The organism is Stenotrophomonas sp. PAMC25021 (genome assembly GCF_004795795.1).
Classification (GTDB): domain Bacteria; phylum Pseudomonadota; class Gammaproteobacteria; order Xanthomonadales; family Xanthomonadaceae; genus Stenotrophomonas; species Stenotrophomonas muris.
Window position 1 is genome coordinate 3,231,779 of record NZ_CP039255.1, and the last position, 14,030, is coordinate 3,245,808.

Annotated in this window: 12 protein-coding genes and 1 riboswitch; of the genes, 6 read left to right on the plus strand and 6 right to left on the minus strand. The window is 67.6% G+C overall.

What is annotated here, in order from left to right; translation table 11 throughout:
• Positions 1-193 precede the first annotated feature (193 nt).
• Entirely contained in the window at positions 194-1,042 is an 849-nt protein-coding gene (locus tag E5790_RS15010) for a hypothetical protein (RefSeq protein ID WP_014648071.1), read from the minus strand.
• A 116-nt stretch (positions 1,043-1,158) separates the two neighbouring features.
• Positions 1,159-2,052 carry an Hsp33 family molecular chaperone HslO gene (locus E5790_RS15015; protein WP_014648070.1) on the minus strand — a complete coding sequence of 298 codons (894 nt, stop codon included), beginning with the start codon at positions 2,050-2,052 and terminating at the stop codon, positions 1,159-1,161.
• 77 nt (positions 2,053-2,129) lie between these two features.
• Here E5790_RS15015 and mtgA point away from each other — a divergent pair, with 77 nt between their 5' ends.
• From mtgA to E5790_RS15030, 3 genes are all read left to right on the plus strand, one after another.
• A complete protein-coding gene (gene mtgA / locus E5790_RS15020) occupies positions 2,130-2,879 on the plus strand; it encodes a monofunctional biosynthetic peptidoglycan transglycosylase (protein ID WP_032957384.1) in 750 nt (249 codons plus the stop codon).
• A 64-nt stretch (positions 2,880-2,943) separates the two neighbouring features.
• Positions 2,944-3,963 carry a glycosyltransferase family 2 protein gene (locus tag E5790_RS15025; protein WP_049441325.1) on the plus strand — a complete coding sequence of 340 codons (1,020 nt, stop codon included), beginning with the start codon at positions 2,944-2,946 and terminating at the stop codon, positions 3,961-3,963.
• A complete protein-coding gene (locus E5790_RS15030) occupies positions 3,923-4,354 on the plus strand; it encodes a CBS domain-containing protein (protein WP_111206421.1) in 432 nt (143 codons plus the stop codon). Before E5790_RS15025 ends, E5790_RS15030 begins: the two co-directional genes overlap by 41 nt.
• Before the next feature lie 551 nt (positions 4,355-4,905).
• Here the strand turns inward: E5790_RS15030 and E5790_RS15035 are convergent.
• From E5790_RS15035 to E5790_RS15050, 4 genes are all read right to left on the minus strand, one after another.
• On the minus strand, positions 4,906-6,879 hold the full coding sequence (locus E5790_RS15035; protein WP_111206423.1) for an AsmA family protein: 1,974 nt from the start codon (positions 6,877-6,879) through the stop codon (positions 4,906-4,908).
• An 82-nt stretch (positions 6,880-6,961) separates the two neighbouring features.
• Positions 6,962-7,600, minus strand: coding sequence for a hemolysin III family protein (locus E5790_RS15040; RefSeq protein WP_005410682.1), 639 nt, complete (start codon positions 7,598-7,600; stop codon positions 6,962-6,964).
• A gap of 160 nt (positions 7,601-7,760) precedes the next feature.
• A complete protein-coding gene (locus E5790_RS15045; RefSeq protein WP_014648065.1) occupies positions 7,761-9,365 on the minus strand; it encodes a peptide chain release factor 3 in 1,605 nt (534 codons plus the stop codon).
• Positions 9,366-9,431: 66 nt separating this feature from the next.
• The gene (locus E5790_RS15050; RefSeq protein WP_111206425.1) at positions 9,432-10,316 is read right to left on the minus strand and encodes a M23 family metallopeptidase; all 885 of its coding nucleotides are present in this window, start codon (positions 10,314-10,316) and stop codon (positions 9,432-9,434) included.
• 148 nt (positions 10,317-10,464) lie between these two features.
• A riboswitch (SAM riboswitch) is annotated at positions 10,465-10,583 on the plus strand.
• Between the two features lie 77 nt (positions 10,584-10,660).
• Here E5790_RS15050 and E5790_RS15055 point away from each other — a divergent pair.
• Genes E5790_RS15055 through E5790_RS15065 form a run of 3 tightly spaced genes read left to right on the plus strand, consistent with a single transcriptional unit; the run spans position 10,661 to position 13,988 of the window.
• The gene (locus E5790_RS15055; protein ID WP_014648063.1) at positions 10,661-11,692 is read left to right on the plus strand and encodes a homoserine O-succinyltransferase; all 1,032 of its coding nucleotides are present in this window, start codon (positions 10,661-10,663) and stop codon (positions 11,690-11,692) included.
• A complete protein-coding gene (locus tag E5790_RS15060; RefSeq protein WP_111206427.1) occupies positions 11,689-12,924 on the plus strand; it encodes an O-succinylhomoserine (thiol)-lyase in 1,236 nt (411 codons plus the stop codon). The genes E5790_RS15055 and E5790_RS15060 overlap by 4 nt, the downstream gene beginning before the upstream one ends.
• Entirely contained in the window at positions 12,921-13,988 is a 1,068-nt protein-coding gene (locus E5790_RS15065) for a homoserine dehydrogenase (RefSeq protein WP_014648061.1), read from the plus strand. The genes E5790_RS15060 and E5790_RS15065 overlap by 4 nt, the downstream gene beginning before the upstream one ends.
• Positions 13,989-14,030 lie beyond the last annotated feature (42 nt).

Here is a 14,030-nt window from a genome sequence, read left to right on the forward strand (position 1 = left end):
AGGGCGCTCTGCCTCGTTTGTTAACGCAGAATGATGAAAAAAGTTTCGATTGAAATGTATCTCACTATGTCGGTGCGCAGCGTTTCATCGCCCAGCGGCGATACCGGTTACGCAAGTGCGCGGCAGGCTTGCACATGCAAAAGGCGCCTTTCGGCGCCTTTGGGAATATCGTTGCTGAGCCTGTTTACCGGGATCAGAGATCCTGTTCGTAACGCACATACGGCACGGTGCCGTCGTCGTTGCTTTCGTTGCGCGGGGAGAACGGATTCTTGCCGCGGCTGATCACATTCTCGGCGCCGACGGTGAGCTGGCCGGACCACGGGGTACGCCAGGTCAGGCCGATGCCCAGGCCTTCCCACTTGCCGGGCTTGCCCGGGACGTCGACCACGCGGCCGATGATGCTGCCGGTGAAGTTGCCGTAACCGGCGCCGATGCTCAGGCTCTTGCTGTCCCAGCGATCGACGATGGCCGGCGAGGCGTCGGCCAGCGGAACCAGGCGCGCCTTGGCGTAGGTACCGGCAATGGAGACGAAGCCTTCGCGACCGATGTTCTTCTGCGCGAACACGGTCAGATCGTTCTGCTCGGCACGCAGCGAGGGCGTCTTGTTCGGGCCCGACAACCAGGCGGGCAGGGTTTCACGGCCAGTGCCGGCGGTGATGCCCAGGCGGCTGTTGCCGCGGTTCAGCGCGGCGGTACCGCTGAAACGACGGCTGTTCAGATCATCCTCGTCGCCCAGGCTGGCCAGCATGCAATGGCTGGCCAGACCGCTGATGCTGGTGCCGCTGCTGCTGTTGCAGAGCAGGCCCAGCGAATCGCCGGAGGACAGGCCAAAGGCCGCGTCCAGCGAGTTGCGGCCGAAATGCCAGCGGGCGCCGGCCGCCTGTTCGCCGGTCGGCTCAAGGTACAGCAGCGCCTCGACCTTGCCGCTGCCCTTGTTCCAGACCGGCAGCACGGTGCGGGTGTCCTTGCTCTGCGCATGCACGCCCGTGATCGCGCCAAGGGCGATCAGCAGGGCCAGCGGTAGACGCAGGAAGGTACGCATCGGACCAGTTCAGACAGGGACAGACAACGGAAGTTCCCGTGGGGACGGGAACTCGATCCTAGGGTGTTTATGAATTCTTAACAAGCCTTGATCCTCCCCAGGTACAAGACTGCCGTTCACTGAAGTCGTTCAGGCGCCGGTACAGCCCCCTGGGCGCCGTGGAACAGTATGCCGAACTCCGTCAATGGAAAGTGATACTCGCGTCCGCAGAATTCGCAACGCACCTCGACGGCGCCAGTGTCCTCGGCGGCCGCTCGGGCCTCCTCTTCCCCCAGCGACTGCAGCATGCCGGCCACCCGCTCGCGCGAGCAGGAGCAGGCGAAAGAGAGCGGCTTTTCACCCAGCAGCTCCGGCCGCTCCTCGTGGAACAGGCGGTGCAGCAGCTGCTCGGCCGGGGTCGCCAGCAGTTCGGCCTTGCCCAGGGTCTCGAACAGGGCGCTGGCGCGCGCCCAGCCATCTTCGTCGCCTTCGTCGCCCGGCAGTTTCTGCAGCAGCAGGCCGGCGGCACCGTTGCGGTCGGCCGCCAGCAGCAGGCGGGTGGGCAGCTGCTCCGACTGGCGGAAGTAGTCCTCGAAGGCCTCGTCCAGTTCCGGCGCGGTCAGCGCGACCAGGCTCTGGTAGCGCTGCGGCTCGCGCGGGTCCAGGCCGGGGTTCTCGATGGTGATGGCGAGGATGGCGTCATCGCCGAGGCTGGACAGGTCACGCGGCGCGTCGGCGCCTTCGCTGAGCTGGGCGATGCCACGCAGGGTGCCGCCCGCGGTGCATTCGGCGAACAGGGTGCGCAGGGCAGTGCTGCTGCGCAGCTGCACTGACAGGCGGCCGTCGATCTTGGTGTGGCCGGTGAACAGGGCCGAGGCGACACAGGCCTCGCCGAGCAGCTCGGCAGCGGCGTCCGGGTACACCGCGTGGGACAGGATTTCCTGCCAGGTGGCCTGCAGGTGCACATGCACGCCGCGGACGCCGGCGTCGGGGAGCAGGAAACGGATCAGGGAATCGGAGTTGGCGGTCATCGGCTCACATCGCGCGTAAACGGGGGCGGTTGCCGGATAATGCGCCGACAACCAGACAGAAGAAGGATGCACCAGTAATGGGGGCAGCGGGAGAGCAGCACAAGGTAGTGGCGGAGGTGGCCGCACCGCGCCGGCGACGCTGGCGCTGGAAGCGGCTGCTGTGGCTGCCGGTGCTGCTGGCCGCCTTCAGCTGCCTGCAGGTGCTGGTGCTGCGCTTCATCGACCCGCCGGTGTCCACGGTGATGCTGTGGCGCTACGGCGAGGCGCTGGGCGAGGCGGACTGGTCCTATCGGCTGCATTACCAGTGGCGCGACCTCGACCAGATGGCGCCGAGCCTGCCGATCTCGCTGGTGGCGGCCGAGGACCAGCGCTTCCCCGACCACAATGGCTTCGATCTGCAGGCCATCGAAAAGGCCCGCGACCATAACGCCAGGGGAGGGCGCCTGCGTGGCGCCAGCACGATCAGCCAGCAGGTGGCCAAGAACCTGTTCCTGTGGCAGGGCCGCAGCTGGATCCGCAAGGGCCTGGAAGTCTGGTACACGGTGCTGATCGAGGCGCTGTGGCCGAAGGAGCGCATCCTGGAGATGTACGCCAACATCGCCGAGTTCGGTGATGGTGTGTACGGTGCGCAGGCGGCAGCCCAGAAATACTGGGGCAAGGACGCGGCCCGGTTGAGCCCGGCCGAGAGTGCGCGACTGGCGGCGGTACTGCCGGCACCGCGACGCTACAACGCGGCCGCACCGGGGCCGTATGTGCAGCGGCGCGCCGCATGGATCCAGCGCCAGGCGCGCCAGCTGGGAGGCGCGTCATACTTGTCGGAGGACTGAGGCAGGCGTGGCGTGAGCGGCGGGCGACGGGTCGTGCGCCTGGCCGGCAATGTACAATCCGGGCATGACCCGCGAACGGCTCACTTTTGTCATCGCCGCCTACAACGAGGCCCTGGCATTACCGCTGCTGCATCCACGGCTGTGCGCGGTGCTGGACGGCATGCCCGACATCGACGGCCACATCCTCTATGTGGATGACGGCAGTCATGACCGCACATGGGAGGTGATCGCGGGGTTGGCCCAGGCTGATGCGCGCGTCTCGGCGCTGAAGCTGTCGCGCAACTTCGGCAAGGAGGCGGCGCTGACCGCAGGCCTGGATCTGGTGCACGAGGGGGCAGCGATGATCCTCGATGCCGACGGCCAGGACCCGCCGGAGCTGGTGCCGCAATTCGTCGCGCGCTGGCGCGAGGGCCATGACAACGTCTACGGCACGCGCATGGCCCGCGATGGCGAGTCCTGGATCAAGCGCGCCACGGCAGCGATGTTCTACCGGGTGATGGGTCGCCTGTCGCGTACGCCGATTCCGGCCGATACCGGAGATTTCCGCCTGCTGTCCCCGCGCGCGCTGAGCGCCCTGCGCGGGATGCGTGAGCGCCACCGTTTCATGAAGGGGCTTTTCAGCTGGGTAGGCTTCAAGCGGATTGCCGTGCCCTATCACCGCCACGCGCGCGTGGCCGGCACCAGCAAATTCAGCCTGTGGCGGCTGTGGAATTTCGCCCTCGAAGGCATCACCGGCTTCTCGACTGTGCCGCTGCGGGCTGCCACCTACCTGGGACTGGCAACCGCCGCAGTCGCGTTCGTGTTCGGCCTGTGGGTGATCGTGAAGGCGGCGCTGTATGGCGACCGGGTGGCGGGTTGGCCGACGATGATGGCGGTGATCCTGTTCCTGGGGGGAGTGCAGTTGATCGCGCTGGGGCTGGTGGGAGAGTACCTGGGGCGGCTGTACGAAGAGTCCAAGCAGCGGCCCTTGTACCTGGTTGACGCGTGGCTAGCATCCGCCGTGGCAGACTCGGCCCTGCAACCCACCCTCGGAGGGCAGGCAGATGACGACGGTACGGCAGCTGTTGGATGGCAAGTCTCCTGAAGTACATGCGGTCGCGCCGGACGCGGCGGTGATCGATGCGGTCCGGTTGATGGCGGAAAAGGGCATCGGTGCGGTACTGGTGATGGACGGGCCGCGGCTGGTCGGGATCCTGTCCGAGCGTGACTACGCGCGCAAGATCGTGCTGCGTGATCGTTCATCGCGCGATACCGCGGTGGCGGAGATCATGACGGCGCAGGTGGTGACGGTGTCGCCCGGTGAGCAGGTGGAGCATTGCCTGCAACTGGTGACCGACTACCGCATCCGCCATCTGCCGGTGGTGGAGGGCGCGCAGGTGCTGGGGGTGATCTCCATCGGTGACTTGGTGAAGTCGGTGATTGATGCGCAGCGGCGCGAGCTGGACCAGCTGCAGCAGTACATCGTGGCGGGGTGAGGTGTTCACCGGCGGGCCTGCGGCCCGCCGGCCCGCTTTTCGAAGCTCAAAGCCAAAGCCAAAGCCAAAGCAGCGCCTTCCTGATGCGGGGGAGGCGGAGGGCATGGCCATGCAGGACACGCCGTAAACCCCGCTCCGCGGTCCGGCCCAGCCGCTGGCGGCTGTGCGTTCGGGCGCTTGCGAAGCAGTGCTTCGCAAGCAAAGCGCCCTCACCCATGGGGGCTCGATGGCGCCTTGCTCGTGTGCGCTGTCCTGCGCACACGGCAAGACCGGGGTTGGGCGTCCTGCCCAACCCGCCCGAGGCATGCCTCGGGCCCATGGCGCCAACGGTCCTGCACGGCCATGCACTCCGCCTCAGGACTCGTCCCGCGAGTGCGGTGGGTTGCCCGTCGGTTGACTGCCTTTGGTAGCTGCCAACCTTGGTTGGCAACAGCTTTTGACTTTGCTTTTTTCTTTTGACTTTGAATTTCCGCTCTCGTTCCGCGCGCGCAGGAAACTGTCACTCGTCCCCCTCAAACCACGACCAATCCAGGCGCCACGAACGAACGCTCCTACTTCGCATACTGCCCCCCGCAGTCGGCATCCTTGCCCGGCCCCAGTTCGATGGTTGCCAGCAATGCCGCCGGCGGGGCGATGCTGCCCAGTGCCAGGGCCACCGCGCCGCGGATGCCCAGCGCCTTGAAGTCCGGGCGGAACGACGGGTCCTTGAAAGTGCCGGCGATGTGCAGTGGCGAGCGCAGCACCAGGATGCTCTTGTCCTTCGGGCGTGGCTTCAACAGGAGGTCCAGGCTCTCGTCGCGCAGGCTGACCGTGCCTTCGCCGATGAGGATCGTGTCGGTGGTATCCACCGCCAACGCCTGGCTGGTCATCAGGCCGTCGCGCACGCCGAAGTCGGCGAAGGCGCAACGCAGGGGGATCTGCTTGTCGCCGGTCACCAGGAATTTCAGCGACTCGGTGATGTCCAGGCCGGCCAGTTCCATCACCAGGTTGCCGACATGGCCACGGCCCATTGCCAGGCCGACCTTGCCGCTGCTGCTGCCGAGCATCGCGGCGATCGAATTGCCGCGGCCACTCAGGTCCACCTCGCCGCCGATGCCACCCTTGGCCTGTTCGGCCAGCTTGGCGTCGGGGAACAACTGGCCAAGCTGCACGCCGCGCACACTGGCCTTCAGCGCGGTACTGATCTGCGGCTGGCGCGCGTCCATGCGGATCGTGCTGCGGATGTCGCCGCCGGCGACGCCGAAGTTCAGTGGGTCCAGCCGCAGCACACCGTCGTCCAGCAACAGGTGTGCATCCATGTCGTCCAATGGCAATGACGGCGCGTTGATGCGGTGGGCTTTCCAACGCACGTCGGCATCCATCGCACGCAGCTTGCCGAGGTTGTAGGGCGTGTCCGGCAACACACGCGCACGCGCGGCGACCCGTGCGGCCTCGGCCTTCTGCTCTGCATTGGCGGTTTCGCCGCCGCCGGTCTTCGGTGGCGCACCGACGAAGCCGGCCAGGTCATCGAAGTCCAGGCGTCTGGATTCCAGCGTGGCGGTCAGTCGCGGGCGCGCGCCTCCCACTTCGAACTGCAGGTTGCCACCGAGGTCGCTGTCGCCGACCTTGCCGGTGAACTGCTCGTAACGCCAAAGGTCGTGGTCACGCTTGAGCCGACCATTCAACGCGTAGGGCGGGGACGGCGGAATGGCGATGCCGAGCAAGGGGTAGAGGTCGGCCAGGTCCTGGCCGCTGAGCGCGAACTGCAGGTCGAACACGCGCAGCTGGAAGGGATTGGTCAATGTGCCGCTGGCGACGGCGTGGGTGGCGCCAGCACGACCGTCGAGGTGGATGCGGAACGGGTGGCCGCTGTCGGTCAGCTCCAGCGGTGATTCAGTACCACCGCGCAGGGTGAACGGATTGCCCCGCCAGCGTCCCTTGCCCTGCACCAGCAGCGGTGGCGCCGCGTCGGCCTGTTTCGGCTGGCCGCTGCGCACGTCCACGCGGATATCGGTGCGGCCGAGCGCATCGAGGAACTGCAGGCGACCGTCATCGACGCGCAGCCGTTTGAGCTGGGGGCTGGTCCCGCCGGCGCTGTCACCGAGGAAATCCCAGTTGCCCGGTTCGCCTTTGCGCGGGGCGGTTTCCAGCAGCACGTCCGGCCGGGTCAGGCGCACTTCGGGCAGCTGCACGCTGCCGCGCAGCAGGGGCCAGACCCGCACGTCGATCTCGACGCGGTCGGCACTGGCCATATCGGGTTGTTTCGCCCAGCTGGCATTGGCGAAGGTGACCGCATCGGCGCGGATCGTGCTGGTGCGGCCGAGGTCGACATCAAGGTTCCCGATGTGCAGCACGCGGCCGGTGCGTGCCTGCACCGCGCGCTCCACCGGCCCCTTGAACCAGTTCCAGTCCCACAACGCGATCAGTACCAGGACCGCCGCCAGCAGGAAGATCAGGATCGTGAGCCAGCGCTGGCCTCGTGGGCCGGGGCGGCGGAGGCGCCAGCGGGGCGTGCGCTTTGCGGCAGGGGAGGCGGCAGCATTCACGCTGCCATGGTTGCCCCCTCTTCGTGGACAGGGCGCGAAGCGACCATGTGCATGGTGTGCACGCGCTGCCGTCGAGCGGCCGTTACAGCACCTGCATGGTGACCGCGACGAAGTGGCAGACGCTGCCGCCGATCACGAACAGGTGCCAGATGGCATGCGAGTACGGGATCGATTCACGGTGGTAGAAATAGGTCCCCAGCGTGTACGACAGGCCGCCGGCGAACAGCCAGGTGAGGGTGCCGCCATCGATCGAGGCCCACATCGGCTTGATCGCCACGACCACCAGCCAGCCCATGGCGATGTAGATCACCGTTGAGAGCACCTTGAAGCGGCCGGTGTAGAACAGCTTGAACACCACGCCGCCCAGCGCCAGCGCCCAGATCGCGGTGAACAGGCCCCAGCCCCACGGACCGCGCAGGCCGATCAGGGTGAACGGGGTATAGGTGCCCGCGATCAGCACATAGATCGCGCAATGGTCGAACACCTTCAACCGGCCCTTGGCGACCGGATGCTGGATGGCGTGGTACAGCGTGGAGGCGGTGTACAGCAGCAACAGCGCGATACCGAATACGATCGCGCTGGCCAGCTGCCAGCCGTCGCCGTAGATCGCCGCCAGGGTGATCAACACCGCGCTGGCTGCCAGGGCGAATACCGCGCCCAGGCCATGGGTCAGGGCGCTGGCGATTTCTTCACGGATCGAAGCAATGGACGTCGTGGACATGGCGTAGGCATTGTTCGCGGGGAGGGGGACCCGCACCCCCCTATCATCGCCGCGATGGGCGATGCGTGCACGCCTGTCACCGTATGGTGGGTGAATGCCTGCCTTGCCTTGGCTGGGGTCAGAGCCCTTTCCTGCCGGAAAGGGATCCGACCCCGTGGCATCAGCCTGCCGAAACGGTATGCGCCGCTTCGCGGGTGGCAGAGAAGCGCACGTCCGGCGAGCGTTCCTGGGCCAGCTGCAGGTTGACCCGGGTCGGCGCCAGGTAGACCAGGTGCCCGGCGGCATCCAGCGCCAGGTTCAGCGCGTTCTTCTCGCGGAACTCTTCCAGCTTCTTCTCGTTGCTGCAGTGGACCCAGCGCGCAGTGGTCACACTCACCGGCTCGAAGGTGGCTTCCACGCCGTACTCGTCCTTCAGGCGGTAGGCGGCCACGTCGAACTGCAGCACGCCGACGGCACCCAGGATCAGGTCGTTGCTGGTGAGCGGGCGGAAGAACTGGGTCGCGCCTTCCTCGGACAGCTGGGCCAGGCCCTTCTGCAGCTGCTTGAGCTTGAGTGGATCGCGCAGGCGGGCGCGGCGGAACAGTTCCGGGGCGAAGTTGGGGATCCCGGTGAAGGTGACCGCTTCGCCTTCGGTGAAGGTATCGCCAATGGAGATGGTGCCGTGGTTGTGGATGCCGATCACATCGCCCGGCCACGCCTCGGCGGCGATTTCGCGGTCGCTGGCCATGAAGGTCAGCGCGTTGGCCAGCTTCATTTCCTTGCCGGTACGCACGTGGAAGGTCTTCATGCCGGCGCTGAAGCGGCCCGAGCAGACCCGCATGAAGGCCACGCGGTCGCGGTGCTGCGGGTCCATGTTGGCCTGGATCTTGAACACGAAGCCGGTCAGCTTGTTTTCTTCCGGGGCGATCTCGCGGCCGGTGGTGGAGCGCGCCTGCGGTGCGGGTGCGTGTTCGACGAAGAAGTCCAGCAGCGGCTGCACGCCGAAGTTGTTGACGCCCGAGCCGAAGAACACCGGCGTCTGCTTGCCCTCGCGGTAGGCCTGCAGGTCGAACGGGTGGCTGGCGCCCTGCACCAGTTCCAGCTCGTCGCGCAGGTCGGCCAGCATCTGTGCACCGATCTTCTCGGCCAGGCCGGGAGCATCGATGGACGGGAAAATGGTCGAGTCCTGGCGGGTGAAGTTGCGGCCCGGTTCGTACAGGTGCACTTCGCCGGTCAGCAGGTGGACCACGCCCTTCAGGCGCTGGCCCATGCCGATCGGCCAGGTGACCGGCGCGCACTGGATGCCGAGCACGGTTTCCACTTCATCCAGCAGCTCGATCGGGTCCTTGCCCTCGCGGTCGAGCTTGTTGATGAAGGTCATGATCGGGGTGTCGCGCAGGCGGCACACTTCCATCAGCTTGATGGTGCGCTCTTCCACGCCCTTGGCCACGTCGATCACCATCAGCGCCGAGTCCACCGCGGTCAGCACGCGGTAGGTGTCTTCGCCGAAGTCGGCGTGGCCGGGGGTGTCGAGCAGGTTGACGATCTTGCCTTCATACGGGAACTGCATCACCGAGGAGGTGACGGAGATGCCGCGCTCCTTTTCCAGCGCCATCCAGTCGGAGGTGGCGTGGCGGGCAGCCTTGCGGCCCTTGACCGAACCGGCCATCTGGATCGCGCCCCCGAACAGCAGCAGCTTTTCGGTCAGCGTGGTCTTGCCGGCGTCAGGGTGGGAAATGATGGCGAAGGTGCGGCGACGCGACGCTTCGTTGGCGACTTCGGACATGGCAGTGGCGCCCGCCCGGGGCGCTTTTCAAAGAGATAAGCGCCCGATTATACCGGCCGGGGGCGGTCAGCGCCCGGTACCGCCTTCGGCCTCGCCCTGGCGGGCGAACTGCAGCTGGCCCTGCTCGGCGAAGATGCGCACCGGCACCGAGCGCAGGCCCATGCCGCGATTGACCTGCACCACGAAGTGCAGGTGCGGGGCACTGCTATAGCCGCTGTTGCCAGACAGGCCGATCGGCTGTCCGGCCCCTATCGCCTGGCCACGACGCACGCGCATGCCGCCGGCCTGCAGGTGGCCGTACAGCGCCATGCTGCCGTCGCTGTGCAGCACGCGGATGAAGTTGGCGCGGGCACCATCGCGTTCGCGGTCCTGGCCGTTGCCACGGAAGCCATCCTGGATCTGCATCACCGTACCCTCGCGCGCGGCCAGCACCAGGGTGCCCTCCGGCAGTGCGAAGTCGACCGCGTCGCGGTTCTCCTCGTCGTCATGGCTGAATCGTCCCTGCGGCGCCTGGTCCACGCGCAGGCGCGCCGCATCGAATGGCAGGCGGTAGGCGACATCTTCGGCCTGTGCGGCCGGGTTGCCCGGCACCGACTGCAGGCGCAGATCCAGCATGCGGCCATCGATCGGGGCGGGCAGGTGGCCGACTACCAGGCTGCTGTCGCCCTGGATCAGCGACTCGACCGGGAGGCCTTCGACCGGGTGCCCGGGGGCGGCGCGCAGCTGGATCTGCAGCGGCCCTGCCAGCCCGTTGTCGATCCGGGCCTGCCATTGCGTACCGACCGGCTGCAGGCGCAATTGGGCCATGAGGGCGGCGCCCTCGGCACTGCCTGCGCGGGTGGCCGGGGCGGAAGGGGGAGCCAGTCCCCAGCCCTGGCGCCAGTCGCCGGCGTGTGCGGTCGCGCTCGCCAGCAGAGGCAGCAGCAGGCAGGACAGGGGCAGGCGCGACATCGGCGTTTCCAGCGGAATGGACCGCCCGGACTGTACCCGATCCTGAACAGGGCGACCGGGACGGCCTTCGCATAGCTGTCCCAAGAATATTCATCGCTTTATCCGCATGAAGGGATTGACAGTGCCGGAAAGGGCTGGCATCGTGGCCCCACCATCGAGACCGGCAGAGGGACAGGCCCTTTGAAGCCGGGGCAGCCCGCAGGCGCGCAAGCGCCTGCGTAGGTGCCAAATCCTGCGGGGACCGTGGCGTCCACCGAAAGATGGTTCGAACCATGCACCACACGTGCATCTCGAACGCGGGCCCCGCGAAGGCTCGATGGCCGATTCCCCAACCGGATCCCGCCATGAGCTTCGCCGCCAGTACCGCCATTCGCCCCGAACCCTTTGTCCCCGTCAGCGTGCCGGTCGAAGACCGCGTGCATGCCGAGCGCGGTGAGTTCGCCGCGGTGCTGTCGATGCGCCACGCCGGCCCCAGCCCGGTGCGCCTGCGCTATGAGTGGGTCGGTCCGGCCAATGCACCGGTGGTGGTGCTGGCCGGCGGCATTTCCGCCCATCGCCACGTGGCGTCCAACACGCAGTTCCGCGAGAAGGGCTGGGCCGAAGACCTGGTGGGCAGCGGCCGCGCGCTGGATCCGCAGCAGCTGCGCGTGCTGGCCTTCGACTTCATCGGCGCCGACGGTGCACTTGATGTGCCGATCGATACCGCCGACCAGGCCGATGCCTTGGCGCTGCTGCTGGACCATCTCGGCATCCGCACGCTGAAGGCCTTCGTTGGCTATTCGTATGGCGCGCTGGTCGGCCAGCAGTTCGCGATCCGTCATCGTGCCCGCGTGCGTCAGCTGGTGCTGGCCAGCGGTGCGCACCGACCGCATCCGTATGCCGCCGCCTGGCGCGCATTGCAGCGCCGCGCGGTCGCGCTGGGCCAGCTGCAGTGCGGCGAAGACCACGGCCTGGCCCTGGCCCGGCAGTTCGCCATGCTCAGCTACCGCACCCCGGAAGAGTTCGGCGAGCGCTTTGATGCTGCGCCGGAGGTCATCAATGGCCGCGTGCGCGTGGCTGCCGAAGACTATCTCGACGCGGCCGGTGCGCAGTACGTCGCGCGCACGCCAGTGACCGCTTACCTGCGCCTGTCCGAATCAATCGACCTGCACCGCGTCGATCCCACCGCGATCCTGCCGCCGACCGTGGTGGTGGCCGTGGAGGGCGACCGCCTGGTGCCGCTGGCCGACCTGGTCGGCCTGGTCGAAGGGCTGGGCCCGCGCGGCAGCCTGCGCGTGCTGCGCTCGCCCTATGGCCACGATGCCTTCCTCAAAGAAACCGATCGCATCGATGCGATCCTCGCCACCGCCTTCCGCACTTCTGGAGAGTCCGCATGAGCCTGCACGCCAACGAGCCGTCCTGTAGTCGTACCACTGCCGCCGTCCGTGCCGGCATCGATCGGGACACCGCGCATGGCGCGGTCACGCCGCCGATCGTGCTGTCGTCGAACTTCAGTTTTGAAGGCTTCGGCAACAAGCGCCAGTACGATTACACGCGCAGTGGCAACCCGACCCGCGACCTGCTGGGTGAAGCGCTGGCCGAGCTGGAAGGCGGCGCCGGCGGCGTCATCACCGCGACCGGCATGGGCGCGATCAACCTGGTGCTGAACGCGCTGCTGCAGCCGGGCGACACCCTGGTGGTGCCGCACGATGCCTACGGCGGCAGCTGGCGGCTGTTCAACGCGTTGGCAAAGAAGGGGCACTTCGAACTGGTCACCGCCGACCTGACCGATCCGCGAGCGCTGGCGCAGGCGCTGGCCACGCAGCCAAAGCTGGTGCTGGTGGAAACCCCGTCCAACCCGCTGCTGCGCATCACCGACCTGCGCTTCGTCATTGATGCCGCGCACAAGGCCGGTGCCCTCGTGGTGGTCGACAACACCTTCCTGTCACCGGCGCTGCAGCAGCCGCTGTCGTTTGGTGCGGACCTGGTGCTGCATTCCACCACCAAGTACATCAATGGCCACAGCGATGTGGTGGGTGGGGCGGTGGTCGCGCGCGATCCGGCGCTGCACGAGCAGCTGGTGTGGTGGGGCAACGCGCTGGGCCTGACCGGTTCGCCGTTCGATGCCTTCCTGACCCTGCGCGGCCTGCGCACGCTGGATGCGCGCCTGCGCGTGCACCAGGAAAACACGGCGTCGATCGTTGCCCTGCTGGACCAGCATCCGGCGGTCGGCGCGGTGTACTACCCGGGCCTGGCCAATCACCCGGGCCACGCCATCGCCGCGCGCCAGCAGAATGGCTTCGGCGCGATGCTGTCATTCGAACTGGCGCACTGCGCCGGTGATGATCCGCATGCGGCGGTGCGTGCATTTGTGGACGGGCTACGCTGTTTCACCCTGGCCGAATCGCTGGGCGGCGTCGAAAGCCTGATCGCACATCCGGCCACGATGACTCATGCGGCGATGACCGCCGAAGCGCGTGCAGCCGCCGGCATCAGCGAAGGGCTGCTGCGCCTGTCGGTCGGCATCGAGGCCGAGCGTGACCTGCTGGCCGATCTCGGCGCCGCGCTGCAGCGCGCCGAAGCGGTGATCGATGCGGCCGCCCGCCGCAAACAGGTGGTGGACGCATGAGCGCACTCGCCGCTGACATTCCTGCGCTGGGGGCGGGACGCCTGGCGCTGCTCGGTACGGGCACGGTCGGTTCGGCCTTCGTACAGCGCTACCAGGCGCTGCAGGCACGCGGGTTGGAACTGCCCAGCGTGCAATGGCTGGCCAACTCGCGCACCGCGCTGGAGATCGATCGCGACCTGGCGCTGCCCTTGGAACTGGCACGTCGAGCCCCCCGCGATGGCCACAGTTCGCCACCATGGGCGAGCGCCGAAGGGCTGGAGCGTGGCGACGTGGTGGTCGATGCCACGGCCAGTGAAGACGTGGCCGCCCGTCACGTGCAATGGCTGGCGCGCGGCGTGCATGTGGTGACCGCCAACAAGCTGGGCCGGGGCGCGCAGCTCGCCCGCGCGCAGGCCATTGCCGAAAGCTGTGCCGACAGTGGCGCGCGTTATGGCGACAGTGCCACCGTTGGTGCCGGGCTGCCGCTGTTGAGCAGCCTGCGCGCGCTGGTGGCCGGTGGCGATCACATCCATGCCATCGAGGGCGTGCTGTCCGGCTCGCTGGCGTGGCTGTTCCATCGCTATGACGGCCAGTCGCCGTTCTCGGCGGCGGTGCGCGAGGCGCTGGCGGCCGGTTATACCGAGCCAGACCCGCGTCTGGACCTGTCCGGCGAGGACGTGCGCCGCAAGCTGCTGATCCTGGCGCGCAGCAGCGGGCTGGCGCTGGATGCGTCGCAGGTACAGGTGGATTCACTGGTGCCTGAAGCGCTGGCAGCGTTGCCGCTGGAGGATGCCGTGGCTGCCTTGGAGCAGCTGGATGCGCCGCTGCAGGCGCGTTGGCAGCAGGCACGTGACAACGGCCGCGTGCTGCGTTTCGTTGGCCGTGTTGACAGCGAAGGTGCGCAGGTGGGCCTGCGCGAACTGCCGGCCGATCATCCGCTGGCGCAGGGTGCCGGCACCGACAACCGCGTGGCCATCCACAGCGATCGCTACCGCCACCAACCCTTGTTGATCCAGGGACCGGGTGCCGGCGCGGAAGTCACTGCGGCTGCGTTGCTGGATGACGTGCTGCGGATCGTGGGTTGATCGCATTGTTCCTGTAGCGCCGAGCCCACGCTCGGCTGCTCC

Excerpts from the sequence above, each read along its gene's own strand:
- E5790_RS15010 (WP_014648071.1), bottom strand. The coding sequence starts at position 1,042 with ATGCGTACCTTCCTGCGTCTACCGCTGGCCCTGCTGATCGCCCTTGGC.
- E5790_RS15015 (WP_014648070.1), bottom strand. The coding sequence starts at position 2,052 with ATGACCGCCAACTCCGATTCCCTGATCCGTTTCCTGCTCCCCGACGCC.
- mtgA (WP_032957384.1), top strand. The coding sequence starts at position 2,130 with ATGGGGGCAGCGGGAGAGCAGCACAAGGTAGTGGCGGAGGTGGCCGCA.
- E5790_RS15025 (WP_049441325.1), top strand. The coding sequence starts at position 2,944 with ATGACCCGCGAACGGCTCACTTTTGTCATCGCCGCCTACAACGAGGCC.
- E5790_RS15030 (WP_111206421.1), top strand. The coding sequence starts at position 3,923 with ATGACGACGGTACGGCAGCTGTTGGATGGCAAGTCTCCTGAAGTACAT.
- E5790_RS15040 (WP_005410682.1), bottom strand. The coding sequence starts at position 7,600 with ATGTCCACGACGTCCATTGCTTCGATCCGTGAAGAAATCGCCAGCGCC.
- E5790_RS15045 (WP_014648065.1), bottom strand. The coding sequence starts at position 9,365 with ATGTCCGAAGTCGCCAACGAAGCGTCGCGTCGCCGCACCTTCGCCATC.
- E5790_RS15050 (WP_111206425.1), bottom strand. The coding sequence starts at position 10,316 with ATGTCGCGCCTGCCCCTGTCCTGCCTGCTGCTGCCTCTGCTGGCGAGC.
- E5790_RS15055 (WP_014648063.1), top strand. The coding sequence starts at position 10,661 with ATGAGCTTCGCCGCCAGTACCGCCATTCGCCCCGAACCCTTTGTCCCC.
- E5790_RS15060 (WP_111206427.1), top strand. The coding sequence starts at position 11,689 with ATGAGCCTGCACGCCAACGAGCCGTCCTGTAGTCGTACCACTGCCGCC.
- E5790_RS15065 (WP_014648061.1), top strand. The coding sequence starts at position 12,921 with ATGAGCGCACTCGCCGCTGACATTCCTGCGCTGGGGGCGGGACGCCTG.